This is a genomic window from Marinobacter sp. 2_MG-2023 (assembly GCF_030546935.1).
GTDB lineage: Bacteria > Pseudomonadota > Gammaproteobacteria > Pseudomonadales > Oleiphilaceae > Marinobacter.
On sequence record NZ_JAUOPH010000006.1, the window covers coordinates 144,665 to 160,940 of the forward strand.

General features: G+C 52.7%; 12 protein-coding genes. 4 read left to right on the forward strand and 8 right to left on the reverse strand.

What is annotated here, in order from left to right:
• Window positions 1-48: 48 nt before the first annotated feature.
• Window positions 49-1,527 carry a flagellin gene (locus tag Q4501_RS16145; RefSeq protein ID WP_303597290.1) on the reverse strand — a complete coding sequence of 493 codons (1,479 nt, stop codon included), beginning with the start codon at window positions 1,525-1,527 and terminating at the stop codon, window positions 49-51.
• A 480-nt stretch (window positions 1,528-2,007) separates the two neighbouring features.
• Here Q4501_RS16145 and Q4501_RS16150 point away from each other — a divergent pair, with 480 nt between their 5' ends.
• On the forward strand, window positions 2,008-3,468 hold the full coding sequence (locus Q4501_RS16150; RefSeq protein WP_303597291.1) for a flagellin: 1,461 nt from the start codon (window positions 2,008-2,010) through the stop codon (window positions 3,466-3,468).
• Window positions 3,469-3,653: 185 nt separating this feature from the next.
• A complete protein-coding gene (locus Q4501_RS16155) occupies window positions 3,654-5,654 on the forward strand; it encodes a hypothetical protein (RefSeq protein WP_303597292.1) in 2,001 nt (666 codons plus the stop codon).
• Between the two features lie 57 nt (window positions 5,655-5,711).
• Here Q4501_RS16155 and sbcB read toward each other — a convergent pair whose 3' ends face one another.
• Window positions 5,712-7,154: an exodeoxyribonuclease I gene (gene sbcB / locus Q4501_RS16160; protein ID WP_303597293.1), complete on the reverse strand. Its 1,443-nt coding sequence runs from the start codon at window positions 7,152-7,154 to the stop codon at window positions 5,712-5,714.
• Between the two features lie 48 nt (window positions 7,155-7,202).
• Window positions 7,203-8,081: a hypothetical protein gene (locus tag Q4501_RS16165; RefSeq protein ID WP_303597294.1), complete on the reverse strand. Its 879-nt coding sequence runs from the start codon at window positions 8,079-8,081 to the stop codon at window positions 7,203-7,205.
• A gap of 290 nt (window positions 8,082-8,371) precedes the next feature.
• On the opposite strand from Q4501_RS16165, the gene Q4501_RS16170 reads away from it, so the two are divergent.
• Complete coding sequence (locus tag Q4501_RS16170; protein WP_303597295.1) at window positions 8,372-9,403, forward strand: response regulator; 1,032 nt, start codon at window positions 8,372-8,374, stop codon at window positions 9,401-9,403.
• Between the two features lie 3 nt (window positions 9,404-9,406).
• Window positions 9,407-10,369, forward strand: coding sequence for a sensor domain-containing diguanylate cyclase (locus Q4501_RS16175; RefSeq protein WP_303597296.1), 963 nt, complete (start codon window positions 9,407-9,409; stop codon window positions 10,367-10,369).
• Between the two features lie 60 nt (window positions 10,370-10,429).
• On the opposite strand, the gene Q4501_RS16180 is transcribed toward Q4501_RS16175, so the two are convergent.
• The 5 genes from Q4501_RS16180 to Q4501_RS16200 all read right to left on the reverse strand — a co-directional run bounded on the left by Q4501_RS16180 (window position 10,430) and on the right by Q4501_RS16200 (window position 16,272).
• Window positions 10,430-10,798, reverse strand: a complete 369-nt coding sequence (locus tag Q4501_RS16180; protein WP_303597297.1) for a histone-like nucleoid-structuring protein, MvaT/MvaU family — start codon at window positions 10,796-10,798, stop codon at window positions 10,430-10,432.
• Between the two features lie 189 nt (window positions 10,799-10,987).
• Window positions 10,988-12,412: an MBL fold metallo-hydrolase RNA specificity domain-containing protein gene (locus Q4501_RS16185; protein ID WP_303597298.1), complete on the reverse strand. Its 1,425-nt coding sequence runs from the start codon at window positions 12,410-12,412 to the stop codon at window positions 10,988-10,990.
• A gap of 32 nt (window positions 12,413-12,444) precedes the next feature.
• Entirely contained in the window at window positions 12,445-14,385 is a 1,941-nt protein-coding gene (locus Q4501_RS16190; RefSeq protein WP_303597299.1) for a nucleoside-diphosphate sugar epimerase/dehydratase, read from the reverse strand.
• Between the two features lie 147 nt (window positions 14,386-14,532).
• Window positions 14,533-15,699, reverse strand: coding sequence for a nucleotide sugar dehydrogenase (locus tag Q4501_RS16195; RefSeq protein WP_303597300.1), 1,167 nt, complete (start codon window positions 15,697-15,699; stop codon window positions 14,533-14,535).
• A 15-nt stretch (window positions 15,700-15,714) separates the two neighbouring features.
• Window positions 15,715-16,272, reverse strand: a complete 558-nt coding sequence (locus Q4501_RS16200) for a sugar transferase (RefSeq protein WP_303597301.1) — start codon at window positions 16,270-16,272, stop codon at window positions 15,715-15,717.
• Window positions 16,273-16,276 lie beyond the last annotated feature (4 nt).

Consider the following 16,276-nt stretch of genomic DNA (forward strand, 5'->3'; position numbering starts at 1 on the left):
ACGGCTTAAAACCGGAACCCGAAGGTTCCGGCTGTTACCGCTGATCCCTTACTGCAGGAGGGACAGAACCTGCTGTGGACGGGCGTTAGCCTGTGCCAAGACGGAGATACCGGCCTGCTGCAGTACCTGGGACTTGGCCAGGTTAGCAGTTTCTGCCGCGAAGTCAGCATCCAGGATACGGCTGTTGGAGGCGCTGAGGTTCTCTACCGAGGTACTCAGGTTCGCAATGGTGGACTCAAAGCGGTTCTGGATCGCACCCAGCTCACCGCGCAGGCCGTTTACTGAGGTGAGGGCAGCATCTACACGGGCAATCGCTTCATTTGCACCATCAACGTTGCTGATATCGATATCTTCAATAAATCCATCAGCACTAACATTTTGAGCAGCGCCGACAGAGGCAACATCCGTTCCGTCAACCACAACCGAGTCTTCCGCCGTAAAGCTCACTGTGCCGGAGAAATTCGTTTCGGTACCGTATCCAGCAGAACCAGTTGAGTCGAGAAGACCTTCTGCATCCAAGTCTGTAATGGTTGCGGTCCCAGTAACAGCAGCAGCCTCCTGGATGGTGAAATTTTCACCATCAGCTTGAGCGATTACCAAATCGCCACCGTCCACGGAAGCAGAGATTCCTGAGTCAGCAAGAACGGAATTACTGTTGATCGCATCCCTGACATCTTCAACGGTAACCGTATTGGCACCATCCGCTTCCGGGCTGTTAAACGCCAGATCAACACTCTCACTCCCCACACCCACAGTAAGGGTGTAGCTTTCCGTATCCGCTCCGGAAGCTGCAGTCGTTAAAGTAACGTCAGCAAAGTCAATTGTTTGTGAATTCTCCGCAGTGACACTCGAAGCTCCACCAACAGTAGAGCGAATAGTATCCGCGATGCTAGCCGCACTGCTACCCGCTTCAATATCGACCGTTTGGACCTCACCAGTTCCCACACGAAGTGTGAATGACTGCCCATCAGCAATGGCTTCTCCATCAACATCAAGATCAACCTGTGCAATCGAGCCAATTTGGGAAGCTCGAGTCCCTTGAGTCAGGTTAATACCGATCGTCTCACCGGCATTCGCACCCACTTGAAAGTCCTGCTGACCAAACGAACCATCCAACACCCTGAGTCCGTTAAAGGCAGTCTGAGAAGAAATTCGATCAATTTCTTCCAGTCGCTGCTGAACTTCATCGTTCAACGCAGCCCGATCAGAGTCACTATTCGTTGCGTTGGCAGACTGAACGGCCAGTTCACGAATCCGCTGCAGGTTATTGGTGATCTCGTCCAGCGCGCCTTCTGTGGTCTGGGCCAGAGAGATGCCATCATTAGCGTTTCGGGTCGCTACATTCAGGCCAGAGATTTGGGACTGGAAGCGAGTCGAGATCGCCAGGCCAGCGGCATCGTCTTTGGCGGAGTTGATGCGCAGGCCAGATGACAAACGCTGAAGAGCCTGGTCATTCAAGCTTTGAGATTTACCAAGCTGGTTCTGAGCGTTCAATGAAGCGACGTTAGTGTTAATTCCGAGAGCCATAATGCTTCCCCTTCGACAGAAGTCGTTTTTTCATGGATAAGGTCTGGCGTTCTCTTTTTGGTTTGGAGCGCCGCCCTGTTGATTTACTTAACGGCGTTCATTGTTCTTCCTTTAGAAAAAACCGGCAGGATTTTGTAAAGGAATGTAAAAGCTCGAATCTAAAGCGCTATCCTATTGTTTTAATAAGTTTTTTATTTCCTGGCTTTCAGAAAAATCGTTAATTTAGTCTGAGACGTACCTGAAAAAAGCGGCAACTTGCTTCCCACACTCGCCGCCGGGAATATGGCAGGCCCTTCGCAAAAAGCATCAGAAAATAGCAAACAACGCTATATTTATTAGCTAGTTAAGGTTCATACAAAAAAACTGGCACACCCTTCGCTTAGTCTTCCACAAAACGGTCATTAACGAATTTTTTGCCGGTATGCTGCCTGATGCACAATGAGCAGCGTGACCCGGCACCTCTGAGCAGGGAGACTAGATATGCCTCAGGTCATCAACACCAACATTGCCTCATTGAATGCGCAGCGTAACTTGAACGCCTCACAGACTCAGGCCAACACAGCACTTGAACGCTTGTCTTCAGGCCTGCGCATCAACTCCGCCAAAGACGATGCCGCCGGCCTCGCCATTTCCGAAAGGTTCGAGTCACAGATCTCCGGGCTGAACCAGGCCCAGAGAAATGCCAATGACGGTATTTCTCTGGCACAAACTGCCGAAGGCGCGATGGATGAGATCACCAACAACCTGCAGCGCATTCGTGAGCTGGCGGTGCAGTCTGCTAATGCGACAAATAGCATTTCAGACCGCCAGGCACTAAATCAGGAAGTTCAGCAACGCGTTGAAGAAATTAACCGGATTGCCAGCCAGACTTCTTTCAACGGCTTGAAAGTGCTTGATGGCACGTTCGGCACCCAAACATTCCAGGTAGGCGCAAACGCCGGTGAGACAATCGGCATTAGTGGATTAGATTCCCGCGGGAGTCAACTCGGAGCGACCCTAGGGAAGACTAGCGGATTCACTGATCAGGTCGCTCCTTTTGATACCGAATCTAACGCACTGGGACTCGATTACACTGGAGATGTCACCTATTCAGTCACGATAGACGGTACTGCCTATACAGGCACTAGTACCGCTCCGGGCGACCTAGCCACCCTCACTGCCGATATTGAAACCGCCATTGCCGCTGCGAGCGGCATCACCGTATCAGAAACTGCGGATGACACGCTGATCTTTACGAACAGCACCGGCGAAACGGTTCCGGTTGCCCTTGACCTGACAGACAGCGCTGGCACCCCCAACAACTTTACCCAAAGCTTCAGCGCAGAAGGTGGTGATTTAGCCGCTTACTTCGACACTAATCAGAAAACCACCGTCGACTTCAGCATCAACGGAGTATCGTTCTCTTCCGACAACATTACTTCGTTGAACGACTTGGTCGGAAAGATCAACGCTCAGTCCAACGATACAGGTGTCAAGGCAAACCTGGACAGAACCAACAACGAGATCGTTTTCTCATCACAATTTGGCGGAGACATCGATGTCGATATTAAAGCTGATCTTGATGGTGACCCTCTGACCAATGAAATTGACCTGGTAGAGGCTTATACCGCCACCGCAAATACTGTTTCGCTTAATGACATAGACATCTCAACGCCGGACGGTGCCGACGAGGCAATGTCCACTCTTGATTACGCCATCGACAAAATCAACGGTTTCCGAGCAGAGCTCGGCGCGGTGCAGAATCGCTTCGAATCCACGATCGCAAACCTGGCAACCACCTCAGAAAACCTCTCGGCCTCCAACAGCCGAATCCGCGATGCCGACTTCGCCGCAGAATCCGCCGAACTGGCCCGCACTCAGGTACTCCAGCAGGCTGGCCTCTCGGTGCTGGCCCAGGCCAACGCCAGACCTCAGCAGGTGTTGCAGTTGCTACAGGGCTAAACTCCTTCGCAGAAAACAAAACGGCCGGGCTAAGAACCCGGCCGTTTTTCTTTGTAGCCCCTCTGTACCAGCCTCGAAAACTGGCACACCTTTCGCAATACCTCACTTAACGCACAGCAAACAACCAAAAACTGCAGGCCTTTGCCGCAATTTTTGAATCTAGCGGCAGGTAAATGAGGTATCCCATGCAAGCCAAACATCACATTCAGGAATCCCATTCCCAACAGGCTCAGGCCGCCCGCCTGCTTCTGCAGGCCAACCTTGCCTATGGCGAGTCCAATAGCAGCGGGCTTAGCCATATTCAGCGCCTGCAAGCCAGGCAGGAATGCCGTGTTTACCTGGAAGAGGTGATTGCACTGGAGCCCAACAACGCCATAGCGTTGGGATTATTGGGGCGTGTCGAAATGGACAACGGGCAACTTGAAAACGCCCACGACCTCTTTACCGCCAGCCTGGAAATCCAACCCGGCCAAGCACAGCAATACGCCAATCTGGGCTACTGGGCTTTAAAAACCGAGCGGCCAGCCTTGGCGGAGCAACATTTCCTGCAGGCTCTGGACTGCGACCGGCAATCGGCCGCCGCTTTTTGCGGGGTTGCCCATGCCAAGCGGTTGCAGGGTCAGTTTGATGTCGCGTATCTACACTATCGCAAGCTGTTGGAGGCGGGCGCTGAATGGGATTCTGTCTACAGTGGCATGCTCAGCTGTGCTCAGCATCTGGCAGTGAATAAAACGGATAGTGACCTCGCGCTGGATGCCGTTGCACTTCTGAAACATGAAGGCTTGCCGCACCAGGAAATCGGTCGTTTTGTCGGCTCTATCATCCGCCAGCAATACGATCTTGATAACCCCCAGGCAGAAATTCTGCTGAATGCTGCCGCCGCGGACGAGCTGCTGATTCTGGCACTGCAAAAAACACTGATGCCAGATCCGGCCGTGGAAGAGCTGGTTGTAATGCTGCGCCGTGCAATTCTGGCGGAAGTCGCCCAAACCGTTGAACTACGGGACGAGCTCCAGCAACTTGCACTCGCCATAGCACTTTATGCCGACCGCACCGGCTATGCGCTGGCAGCGGAGGACGATGAAGAGCGACTCGTAGCGGCCGTGAATGACAGCCTAAAAGCGCAATTTGTAATGGGCGAGCCCCAGGAGGCCCTGATTGGCACATTGATGATCAGCGCCATGTACGGCGCCCTGTTTCATCAGGAGTTTGCGGTTCAGCTCGGGCAATGGAATCTCGTGGACTGGCCACTGGCCCTCCAACCGGTTTTGGCCGCCAGCTACTATCACCGTGCTGAAGAAGAAGGCATCAAGCAGTGCTTTGATGAGAAAGCAGAAGAGCTGTGTCTCGACAAAACGGATGTGCCACAAGCCTGGCCTGCGTGGTCAAAACTGGCGTATCGCGCTGAAAGCAGCCTGAAGTCGCTGATGGCAACCGAGCTGGGACTGGCGACAAACAACCTGCCAGACACCTTGCGCATCATGGTGTGCGGTGCCCAGTCCGGCCAACGTGCCATGGAACTTGCGCGTTACCTGGCCGATGTGGAAGTGATCGCAGTGGATGAGTCCCTGGCCAACATTGCCAAGGCTACGCGCATGGCCACCGAATCCGAGATCAGCAACATTGTATTCTGGCCCTGGTCCATCGCCCGGCAGTTTGTGGCAGATGGCCATCAGGTGCACTGGGTTGAAGTCGGTCGCCTGCCCTCCCCGGCAATGACCGAACTCTCGCTGGCCGCACTGGTGAAAAGTGCCTCCGGCTCCGGCGCCATCGTGCATCTGCATACAGCCATTGCTGAACAGACAACTGGCGACCGGCAGATGCGGAAACTGATCGCAGAGCATAACCTGCAACCAACCCGCTCTACCTTGCGTCAACTGCGCCGGATGGTTCTTACCAACCGACAGGATGCCACTTGGCAGGAACTTACCAACGAGGACGACTTCTATAGCCTGGGCGGCTGCCGTGATCGCTGGTTCCGGCCTCAGGATGAAGCTCAGCTGAAAGACCTGATGGCAATGGTAAGCAATGAAGTCGAATGGAAGCTGGTAAAGGCTCGCGATGAGGACGGCCACAGCCTGGCTACCCGGCCCGTGCAAACGCAGATTCAGGCGGAGGCTCTGGGAAGTGAGGTGCAGAGTGTGATGGGGCAAAATCTGAGCGTGTATTTTCAGCGGCGCCGGTAACCGACGAAATTCCGGGGCCAGAGACCTTCTCTGACCCCGGATAGAACCAATCGTTGATTACATGTAGGGGATCAAAGATTCCCCATACAAGTGCAGATCCTCCAGAATCTGCTGCTTCTGCGGCGTCAGCTCCGGATCAGTCGCAAGCCTTTGCAGCTCAAGTCCAAATGCCTCAAGCGAGAGCCAGCCTTTCTTCGGTGCCATCAACCGCTGAGACCGAAATGTCTCCCAACGTTCGGCCTCCTCACTGGTCAGCGAATCCGGGTAATTGCGAGCGCGATACCGGAACAAGAGTTCCTGCAAGCGCTCGTCTTTAAAATTGAACGTCTCCTCCACCAAGGCTTCCGGCGGTGTTTGCAGCACACGGTTCAGCTCATTACGATCCGCAGGTGATATAAAGCCGCCGGCATAAAGCTGTTCGTCGGGATCGGTCAGGTCGCCGTCGTGGGGTTGATCGAAGGCTTCGGCGATTCTCTCCGCCAAGCCCGGAGCTTTTCGTATGAGTGAGAGGTTGGCGCGAAGCGTGTCACCGTTCAGCTCAAGCTCAGCCAACCGCTCAGCAGAAAGCGTGGTGAGCATGTTTGCAGGTGCCAACACAGGGCATTTATTCAGCTGAACACTTTTCAGAGGGAATCGTTTCGTGTCCCCTAACTGCGCCTGAGAGGTAAACACTCGCTCCCGAATTTGCTCGGGTGTAGCGTTAATCAGCTCACTCGGGTCTTCCCGCAGGTCGTATACAATCACCAGGTTCTTGTTCGTGGGGTGGTCAGCGAGCGGCGCGACCATGGCGCAGCATCCGCGCGTGGCCGGATATTTCGCGGAGATGTGGAAGACCGGCTTCATAGCGGCGGTATCCAGCATGGCGCGGGCGGAGTGTTTGTCCTTGTTATTCAGAACAAAATCGAACAGCTTGGGCTGCTTTTCCTTTATCAACTTAGCAACCGCAAGGGTCGCTTCCACATCCGACATGGCATCATGGGCGGCTTCGTGGGCAATACCGTTCGCGGTGGTCAGCGCCTCCAGTTTAAAGCTAGGGCTGCCATCCTCTTTACGCGGCCAGTTGATGCCTTCGGGGCGAAGCGCGTAGGTCAGCCGGACCATATCAATAATATCCCAGCGGGAATTCCCGTTCTGCCATTCACGGGCATAAGGGTCACGCAGGTTACGGTAGAGGGTATGGCGGGTTACTTCGTCATCAAATCGCAGGCTGTTGTAGCCTACTACGCAGGTGCCCGGCTGGCTGAATGCCTCGTTAATCTGAGCGATGAATTCCGTTTCCGGAAAGCCCTCTTCCATGGCTTTCTGAGGCGTAATACCCGTAATCAGGCAGGCTTCCGGTGATGGCAGGTAGTCATCGGTGGGTTTGCAGTAAATGACCAGCGGATCTTCAATAATATTCAGATCGGCATCGGTTCGCACACCGGCAAACTGGGAAGGATGGTCATGAACCGGGTCTACACCAAAGGTTTCGTAATCGTGCCAGTAAAACGAGCGGATCAAGGGAAGGCTCCTGCCTTGTGGATCATTGAATTCAGGAGTCTAACAAAATCAAAACAGCTTGGTACCCATATCCACCCGATGAGTCTGCAGGCGTGACACCCCCTGATTGATCAGCGTATTCATATCAACCTTCATGTTGGTGGGCAGGTTAATGAACACACCCTTACCGGCATTGATCACGTTTGCGCCATCCGGGCTATTCCACTCGACGCCTTCGCGCTGGAAACCGATAAAGAAGTCATCCGTAAAACCGGTGGTCGTATCCCCGTTATCGGTACCCACGATAACCGATTGCAAATGACTCATGGGGGCGCAGTTTACGCCAGCAGAACAATCTGTGGTGTCATCGTTGATTCCGATATGCGTCGCCCGGTAATCCGTTGCGCTACTGGTGGCGTTGAACAACGTGGCGTCGTGCTCGGTGCCGGCGCTGTCTGTCAGTTTCAGACCAATGTTACCGCTGAAACTACTGGTAAGAGAAGAAACCGATCCACGCGCCTGCTGGAACCCTATGCGGAATCCCGACAACTGGGTTTTATCGTGATCTTCTGCCAGCTCAATATAGGGCTGAACCGCCTCGAAAGGCACAACCTCTCCCACTGCATAGGTATTGCCGTCATGCTGAACAGCCGAGGCATCGCGGGAGATATGGCCAAGTGCAATATGAGATGCGGAGAAATCCGAGCCGCCATTGATCTCACCAATTCTCGCATCATCAATATTTACCCTCGTTTCCACATCCATGCCAAGGGTCATGCGAGTAAATTCGTGCGAGGCGCCAGAGATATTTTCAATCTCCATAAAGGCCTGCCCCGTCACATCACCCATCGCCGATTCGGAAATCGGCTCCAGTTCAGCCTGGGCTAAAGGCGCGAAACCAAGGCACAAAGTGATGAGAGCGGCGTATCCATACGCATGGTGTTGCATAGCAGTGTCTCGGGTTAAGGGTTTGCACGGTCACTTTTAATTTTACCGGTGCACTCAGGGAACCTATACTTGCAATTAACAACTTCTTCTTAGCACATACTCACTATAGCGGAGACCACACGGGCTATAGGGTGAGCTCAGTCACAAACACGGATAACAAACGGTTACATTTCACTGGCATTCAAAACAAACTTAAAAGGTGTCGTTAGCGTGTACATATGTAAGCGTGCTGTTATACTTCGCACTGATAAAATTAATGAAACGATATTCAATCTTTCCTGGCAACAGTCATGACCACCCGAATACTCATCTGTGACGATTCCGCGCTTGCCAGAAAACAGATGGCGAGAGCCCTACCCTCAGGCCTTGCAGATACCATTCTTTTTGCCCACAACGGCGTAGAAGCTCTTAACAAACTTCGGGCGCACGAAGCCGATCTGATGTTTCTCGACCTCAACATGCCAGAGATGGATGGCTATGAGGTTCTGGAACGCGTACTGGCTGAAGACCTGCCCATCATGACCATCGTGGTCTCAGGCGACATTCAGCCGGAAGCTCGGGAACGGGTACGCAAACTCGGCGCCATAGACTTTATAAAAAAGCCGACAGACCTGGCCGTTGTGCTCAGCCTACTTGCTGATTACGGCTTTTATCGCCCCGGCGACCTTGAAAGTGCCGCGCTGAGCGACAGTGAGCTGAATCCCGGCGATGAGTCTCCGGCACAGGAAATTTCGATTTCACTGAACGATTACCTGCAGGAAATATCCAACGTCGCCATGGGGCGTTCATCAGACCTGCTTGCGCGGCTGTTAAGGGTGTTCGTAAAGCAGCCCATCCCCAAAGTCGCTTTTATTGCCAATTCCGAACTCCACATGGCCATCTCGGCCGCACACGACAGAGATACCTATTCTGCTGTGTGTCAGGGCTTCACGGGCGCAGGTGTTGCTGGCGAGGCGCTATTGCTGTTTGCAGACGCCAGCTTCCGGGAAATGGCCAAACTCCTCCATTACGAGACGCTTGAGGGTGAATCCGTCAACGTCGAAGTGTTGATGGATATGTCCAGCATACTGTTCGGGGCTTTTCTCAAAGGTATGGGCGACCAACTGGACCTGAAGCTTGGCCTTGGTCACCCAAGCGTACTAGGACAGCACCGGCAGATCGCAGACCTGCTCGAACACCAGAGCTCCCGCGATGAACAGCTCCTGTGCATTGAACTCAGTTACACATTGGAAGACCGGGATATACAGTGCGACATGCTGGTGCTGCTTACGGAGGATTCAGTGCCCTTCCTGGAACAACGCCTTCAATACCTGACGGACTGAACCATGACACTAGACGAAACTGAAGCCCAATCTTTCCACTGGCTGGTGGATATGCTGGAATCCGTTGAGGTTGGCCTGGTGGTACTGGATCTGGAGTTCCGAGTGCAGGCATGGAACGGGTTTATGGAAAACCACAGCGGCATCACCGCCAGCAAAATCCGAAATCGAGTATTGTTCGAGCTGTTCCCCGATATCCCGGAAGCCTGGCTTACCCGCAAAGTGGACGCAGTTGCGCTGCTGAACACCCGTGCCTTCACCTCCTGGGAACAACGGCCCTACCTGTTCCGGTTTCGTAATACGCGCCCCATTACCGGAACAGAAGACTATATGTTCCAGAACCTCACCATCAGCCCGCTTTCAGGCAGTTCCGGGCAGGTGGAGAAGATATGCCTTATGGTCTACGACGTAACCGATATCGCCTCTGGCAAACGCGCACTGGAGCGGGCAAACGAGCAACTCGCCAAACTCAGCATGACCGACCGGTTAACCAACCTGCTGAACAGAGGCACCTGGGAGAACCTGGTGGATGCAGAGTTTGAACGTTATCGCCGCTATAACCAGGCAACCAGCCTTGTTATGTTTGATATCGATTTCTTCAAAAAGGTTAACGATAGCTACGGCCACCTGGTTGGTGATGAGGTAATCAAACATGCGGCTACAACCGCCAAACATAACTTACGGCAATCCGACAGTATCGGCCGTTATGGCGGTGAAGAATTCGGAATAATATTACCGGAAACCGATGTTGAAGGAGCTCGCATAATATGTGAGCGCATACGAGAAAGTATTAATGATAGCGTTGTTCAGACCACGATTGCCCCTATTCGTTATACGGTGAGCGTAGGTATTGCACAACTAGATCATGCCGCAAAAAGCTATATGGAATGGATGCAGCAAGCAGACGAAGCTTTGTATGCTGCAAAGAACGGCGGAAGAAATCGCGTCATCGTTTTTGATCAGCTTTAATTCAGACAAAAAAAGGGCCAGGTGAATTTATCATCTGGCCCTTTTTAGATACCCGGCTGATCAGTCTTGCTGCCAGCTCTGTACCGCTTCTTTGCCGTGCTTTTCACGCCACTCGTTCAGAACCTTATGGTTACCGCCGCGGGTTTTAACCACTTCACCGGTATGCGGGTTCTTATAGGTTTTCATCGGTCGCTTGGCACGTGTGCTTGTGCTGCCTTCCGCTTTGGCACCAGCAATAGAAGGGTCAATCGCCGTCAGAATCTGAAGTACATGCTTCGGAGACTTGTCATATTCCTTCATCAGCTCACGAATGCTGTTCTCAAACGCCAGTTCGCGTTTCAGAGACTGATCCTGTTCCAGTTGGTTAATCTCATCCGCAAGCTTTTCCATAAGCTGCTTCTTCTGGTAATAATCGTTAATCTTTGCCATGAAGCTATAACCTTATATTTTCTGTGGATTCTAAAACGCGAGTTCTGAAACCCGAAACTGACCTTGGAATATCGAACAGTAGGATTCAAGGAATTCTTAGATCACAGGAATAATAAGTCATCGCTTTATAGTTGGCAAAGACTATTCATTTAACAGTCATTAATAAATTAAAATAGTTTGTTAATTACATTACTTATCGGGTATGAGCACCCGCGAATGGTTCATCTCAATAAGTCGCTGCTTAAACTCAAGCTTTGCAGATTCATCCCCATGCACGATGCGGATCTCAGCCGGCTTCTTGGGAATACCTTCAATAAAGCGGATCAAATCTGATTGCCCCGCATGGGCAGAATAGCCTCCCACCTGATGTACGCTTGCCCTTATATCAAAGCGTTCACCATCCAAGTCTACCCATCCTCCCCTCGGACCATATGTGAGGATATCGCGGCCGGGCGTTCCCGCTGCTTGATAACCCACAAACAGAACATCGTTTCTGGCTTCTCCAAGCATCGCCTTGAGATAATTAACCACCCTACCCCCGGCGCACATCCCGGAGCCTGCCAGCACCACACAAGGCCTGTTAGAGCTGGCCAGATATTCCACTGCATTCAGGTGATCCGCGTGGGAATCGATCACCGTTAACTGTTCAAAAGAAAGCGGGTGCCTGCCCTGCTGAACCAGGTCGTTGGCTTCCGCATTCCAGAATGGCTTCAGCTTGCGATAGATGCCAGTGAATTCCGCCGCCAGGGGTGAGTCCACCACGATTTCCAAATCATCCCAGGCCAGGCCGTCCGCAACCGACTCGTTCCGAAACTCGTGTATCAGACCTTCCATCTCATACAACAGCTCCTGAGTACGCCCGATACTGAATGCCGGAATCAACACTGTTCCGCCATCTGCCAACGCTCGCTCCAGAATGGCTTTCAGGCGATAACGACGTGTTTCCCGGCTCTCATGATCCTTGTCACCGTATGTGCTCTCAATAACCAGCCGATCTGCCCTCTCCGGCGAAGCAGGTTCCTGCAACAAAGGCGCGTGGGGCGCGCCCAGATCACCGCTGAATACCACGCGTTCACGCTCATCGCCGGATACCGCGTCACACTCAACATAAGCCGAACCCAGTATGTGCCCTGCGCGCTGGAATCGAACGAAAAGCGAACAACTCGGCTCCGCAAAAACCTCATGCCACTGTCCGTAAGGCACAGGCACAAGCCGGGAGCGAATCAGCCCAAGTACGCGCTCAATCAGCGCCTTGTCCCGGGTAAAACCGATCTTCAAAGCATCTTCCAGAATTTCCGGCAACATAATCGCGGAAGGTTCCGAACAGATAATCGGCCCCTCAAACCCCGCCGCCAACAGGTAGGGAATTCGGCCGACGTGATCAATGTGCACGTGGGTAACAACGAGCGCGCGGATATGCGCAATGGGGAAATCAACGGAAAGGTTGGAAGCATCGGCGCTATCGCCCTTCTCTGCGCCCTGAAACAGGCCGCAGTCAATCAGGATGCCGGCAGAAGACGATTCGGAGGTGGGGTCTGACCCCAAACCGAGGGTAAGTTCGTGGCAGGAGCCAGTGACACCAGATGTGGCGCCGTGGTGGGATAGTTTTATCATGCACAACAGTCCTTGTTGTCTATTGTAATCATTCAAACAGGCAGGCGATGTATTTTTCCTTTGCCCTCTTTTTCTACCGTCAGCTTATGGCCGCCATTGCACCACACGAGATCGGCCACATTGTCATTCGGCGTAAACCCAGTGGGTGCGCTTTTCAGCGTCTCGACAATCTCTCGGCAGTCAAATTCCTGGCTGGCCCGCGAAAGTTTGCCCAGGACCACTTCCAGGTCCTCCCACGCCATCGATACTTCCCGCGCCATCATAATGCGCGGGTGGGACGTGCCCTGAGGATCATCCCCAATCAACAGCTCCTCAAACAGCTTTTCACCCGGCCGTAATCCCGTGAAGACAACCTCAATGTCACCCTCTGGCCGATCCGGCGTTTTCTCCACAAGCCCCATCAAATGAATCATCTTGCGCGCCAGGTCGGCAATCTTAACCGGCTCACCCATATCCAATACAAACACCTCACCACCACGGCCCATGCTGCCAGCTTGCAGTACCAGCTGGCTGGCTTCCGGAATAGTCATGAAGTAACGGATGATATCCTGGTGGGTAACCGTAATCGGCCCGCCATCGCGAATCTGGTCGCGGAACAGAGGCACGACAGAACCGGACGAGCCAAGGACATTGCCGAAACGCACCATCGAGAAAATCGTTTTGCTCTGCCGCTGAGCCAACCCTTGTAGTACCAGCTCCGCCATACGCTTGCTGGCACCCATCACATTGGTGGGGCGAACGGCCTTATCGGTCGAGATCAGAACAAACCGCTCAACGCCGGCCGTAATGGCCGCCTCAGCTGCGTGAAGTGTGCCGAACGTATTGTTCTGCACCCCTTCAATCACGTTGTGCTCAACAAGAGGCACGTGTTTGTATGCAGCCGCATGATAAACCGTTTGAATACCGAAACTGCGCATCACCATCTCACACCGGCGACGATGAACCACACTGCCCAGAAGCGGGTGGATCTCTACACCCAGCCCGTCAATCCGGTTAATCGCCTGCAGCTCCCGCTCAATGGCATAGAGAGAGTATTCAGACTGCTCGAACAGAACCAGAGCCCGGGGCCGGTGCTGAATGATCTGCCGGCAAAGCTCGGAACCAATGGAGCCGCCAGCGCCAGTTACCATCACTGCCTTGTTGTACAGGCTGGCCGCAACCTGAGCGTTATCCGGCCGCACGGGATCCCGACCTAGAAGATCCTCGATTTCCAGATCCCGAATATCGTTAATCCGGGCCTGGCCTGCCACCAACTCTGACATGGAAGGAACCGTCTGAACCGGTAACTTCAGTGCTTCCAGTCGGTTAAGCAGCTGCCGGCGATCGACCTGCTTTTCGACATCCAGGGCCAACAGCAAACGCTTCACGCCATGAACGCGAACAGCCTGTTCAAGATCGCTCAGAGCAACCACTGGCACTCCCGCGATCAAGGCCTTATGGTTAGCTTCCTGCAAGCCAATGAATACCACTGGGTGGTATTCCGTGCCCTGCTGCAAAGCCTTGGCCAATTGGGCGCCGGTTTCACCCGCACCCACAATCGCTACCCACTCTTTACCCCGGTTGGAGGTGTGATGCACCAGCATGCGCACGCTCATGCGGCTGCCGCCGACGAAGATAAAAGCCACGGCAGCATAGATGATCGGGACGGAGCGAGGGATCTGAACTTGAAGGCTATAACCGAGGATGATTAGCACGAGGGCAGAGGTGCCGACACCCATGATAATAGTTAGGAAGGCTCGGTCGCTCATGTAGCGAACGACTGCGCGATACAGGCCAAAACGGACGAATACACCTAAGGTGAAAACAACCGTTAGTGCAGAAACCAGTAGTTGGCCCTGATTCGGTAACCAAAGGCTTTGCTCTAAACGCAGTGCGAAAGATGCCCAGAGGGCAAACGATAGCACCACTGCATCTACAGTTAGGGAAACGATGCGCTTTTGTAGACGAGAAAGTCTCAAAAATTGCTTGAACATGTTTCTAATCCTTAAGAAAGCAATACCCAAACGATGGTAGAGCGCTCATAAAACGTAACCTAAGTAGGGGAGGATGAGCATCAATTTTTGTGAACACACAGGGACCACCCAAAGCCTTGTTTCTTGATAAATAACGCCGGAAGCCTGTCAGTCGCTGCCAAACAAGTCCCGGGTATATACCTTCTCTGCTACATCAACGAGGCTCTCACTCCTGCGATTGGCCACTATCACATCCGCTGCCAGCTTGAAAGCATCCAACTCACGAACGACTCGTGAATGAAAGAACTCATCTTCAACTAACTCGGGCTCGTAAACAATAACCTCAATACCTTTTGCCTTGATCCGTTTCATAATGCCTTGAATGGCCGAGGCTCGGAAATTGTCAGAGCCGGATTTCATAACCAGCCGGTACACGCCAACCACCTGAGGTTTGCTGGCCAAAATATCATCGGCGATAAAGTCCTTACGGGTACGGTTGGCATCTACAATGGCGCCGATGAGGTTATTGGGCACTTCTTCGTAGTTCGCCAGCAACTGCTTAGTGTCTTTGGGCAGGCAGTAGCCCCCATAGCCGAACGAAGGGTTGTTATAGTGGTCGCCAATACGCGGGTCCAGACCAACGCCATCGATGATCTGGCGGGTATTCAAACCGTGGCGGGCTGCGTAGGTATCAAGCTCATTGAAGTAAGCCACGCGCATAGCTAAATAGGTGTTGGAGAAAAGCTTGATAGCCTCGGCCTCTGTGCTGTCCGTAAACAATACTGGCGCATCTGCTTTCACCGCACCCTGCTTTAACAGATGGGCAAACACCTCCGCACGCTCTGAACGTTCACCAACAATAATGCGCGACGGGTAAAGGTTATCGTGCAGGGCCCTGCCTTCACGCAAAAACTCCGGCGAGAAAATAATGTTATTGGTCCCAAAACGCTCACAAAGCTCTCGGGTATAGCCCACCGGCACCGTAGATTTGATAACCATCACCGCTGTGGGATTTTTCGTCATCACATCCTGAATCACCGACTCTACGGTTGTCGTATTGAAGTAGTTGGTTTTGGGATCGTAATCCGTGGGTGTAGCAACCACTACATAATCTGCGCCCTGGTATGCCTGTGCTTTATCCAAGGTAGCAGTGAAGTTCAGGTCTTTATTGGCCAAGAAGTCGGAGATTTCTACATCTTCAATAGGGCTCTGGCGATTATTCAGCAAGTCCACTTTCTCTGAATCAATGTCCAGAGCTACTACTTCGTTGTTCTGGGCCAGCAAAATAGCATTGGAAAGGCCCACATAGCCGGTACCGGCGATGGCGATTTTCATTTATAGATCCTTGAATTAGTCTTTACCCGGGATACGGTCGCCAGCACCCTTCCCCGCTAGCGTCAAAAAAATATATTTAAAATATGCCGCAACCGTCAGGTTCTCAAGCATCTCATGATCAGTTTCCGCTAGTAACCGGGGTGTAGACATATCAATATCTTTGACCTGAGCCAAGCCCGTTATCCCAGGCCGCGCGGCGAGTACGCCCCGGCTTTGGCGCTCTTCAATCAGCACTTCTTGGTTAAATAAACACGGACGCGGACCCACCAGGCTCATTTCACCCTTCAGTACATTCCAAAGCTGTGGTAATTCATCCAGCTTGCTACGACGCAAAAAATGACCGAAAGGTGTAATTGCGTCAGCGCTGGCCAAGTGACTGGCAACGGATGCGGTATTTTTTTTCATGGTGCGGAACTTCACCAGAGTGAACGGAACTCCATAACGACCTACTCGCTTTTGACGAAAGACGGGGGAGCCTGTATCGAACAAGCCAATCACCACCAACACCAACAAGACCGGAAAACCAAACAACAACCCCAACAGGGCAAAAATAAAATCCAGTAAACGAATCACAGAA

Excerpts from the sequence above, each read along its gene's own strand:
- Q4501_RS16170 (WP_303597295.1), top strand. The coding sequence starts at position 8,372 with ATGACCACCCGAATACTCATCTGTGACGATTCCGCGCTTGCCAGAAAA.
- Q4501_RS16150 (WP_303597291.1), top strand. The coding sequence starts at position 2,008 with ATGCCTCAGGTCATCAACACCAACATTGCCTCATTGAATGCGCAGCGT.
- Q4501_RS16185 (WP_303597298.1), bottom strand. The coding sequence starts at position 12,412 with ATGATAAAACTATCCCACCACGGCGCCACATCTGGTGTCACTGGCTCC.
- Q4501_RS16175 (WP_303597296.1), top strand. The coding sequence starts at position 9,407 with ATGACACTAGACGAAACTGAAGCCCAATCTTTCCACTGGCTGGTGGAT.
- Q4501_RS16195 (WP_303597300.1), bottom strand. The coding sequence starts at position 15,699 with ATGAAAATCGCCATCGCCGGTACCGGCTATGTGGGCCTTTCCAATGCT.
- Q4501_RS16155 (WP_303597292.1), top strand. The coding sequence starts at position 3,654 with ATGCAAGCCAAACATCACATTCAGGAATCCCATTCCCAACAGGCTCAG.
- Q4501_RS16145 (WP_303597290.1), bottom strand. The coding sequence starts at position 1,527 with ATGGCTCTCGGAATTAACACTAACGTCGCTTCATTGAACGCTCAGAAC.
- Q4501_RS16180 (WP_303597297.1), bottom strand. The coding sequence starts at position 10,798 with ATGGCAAAGATTAACGATTATTACCAGAAGAAGCAGCTTATGGAAAAG.
- Q4501_RS16190 (WP_303597299.1), bottom strand. The coding sequence starts at position 14,385 with ATGTTCAAGCAATTTTTGAGACTTTCTCGTCTACAAAAGCGCATCGTT.
- Q4501_RS16165 (WP_303597294.1), bottom strand. The coding sequence starts at position 8,081 with ATGCAACACCATGCGTATGGATACGCCGCTCTCATCACTTTGTGCCTT.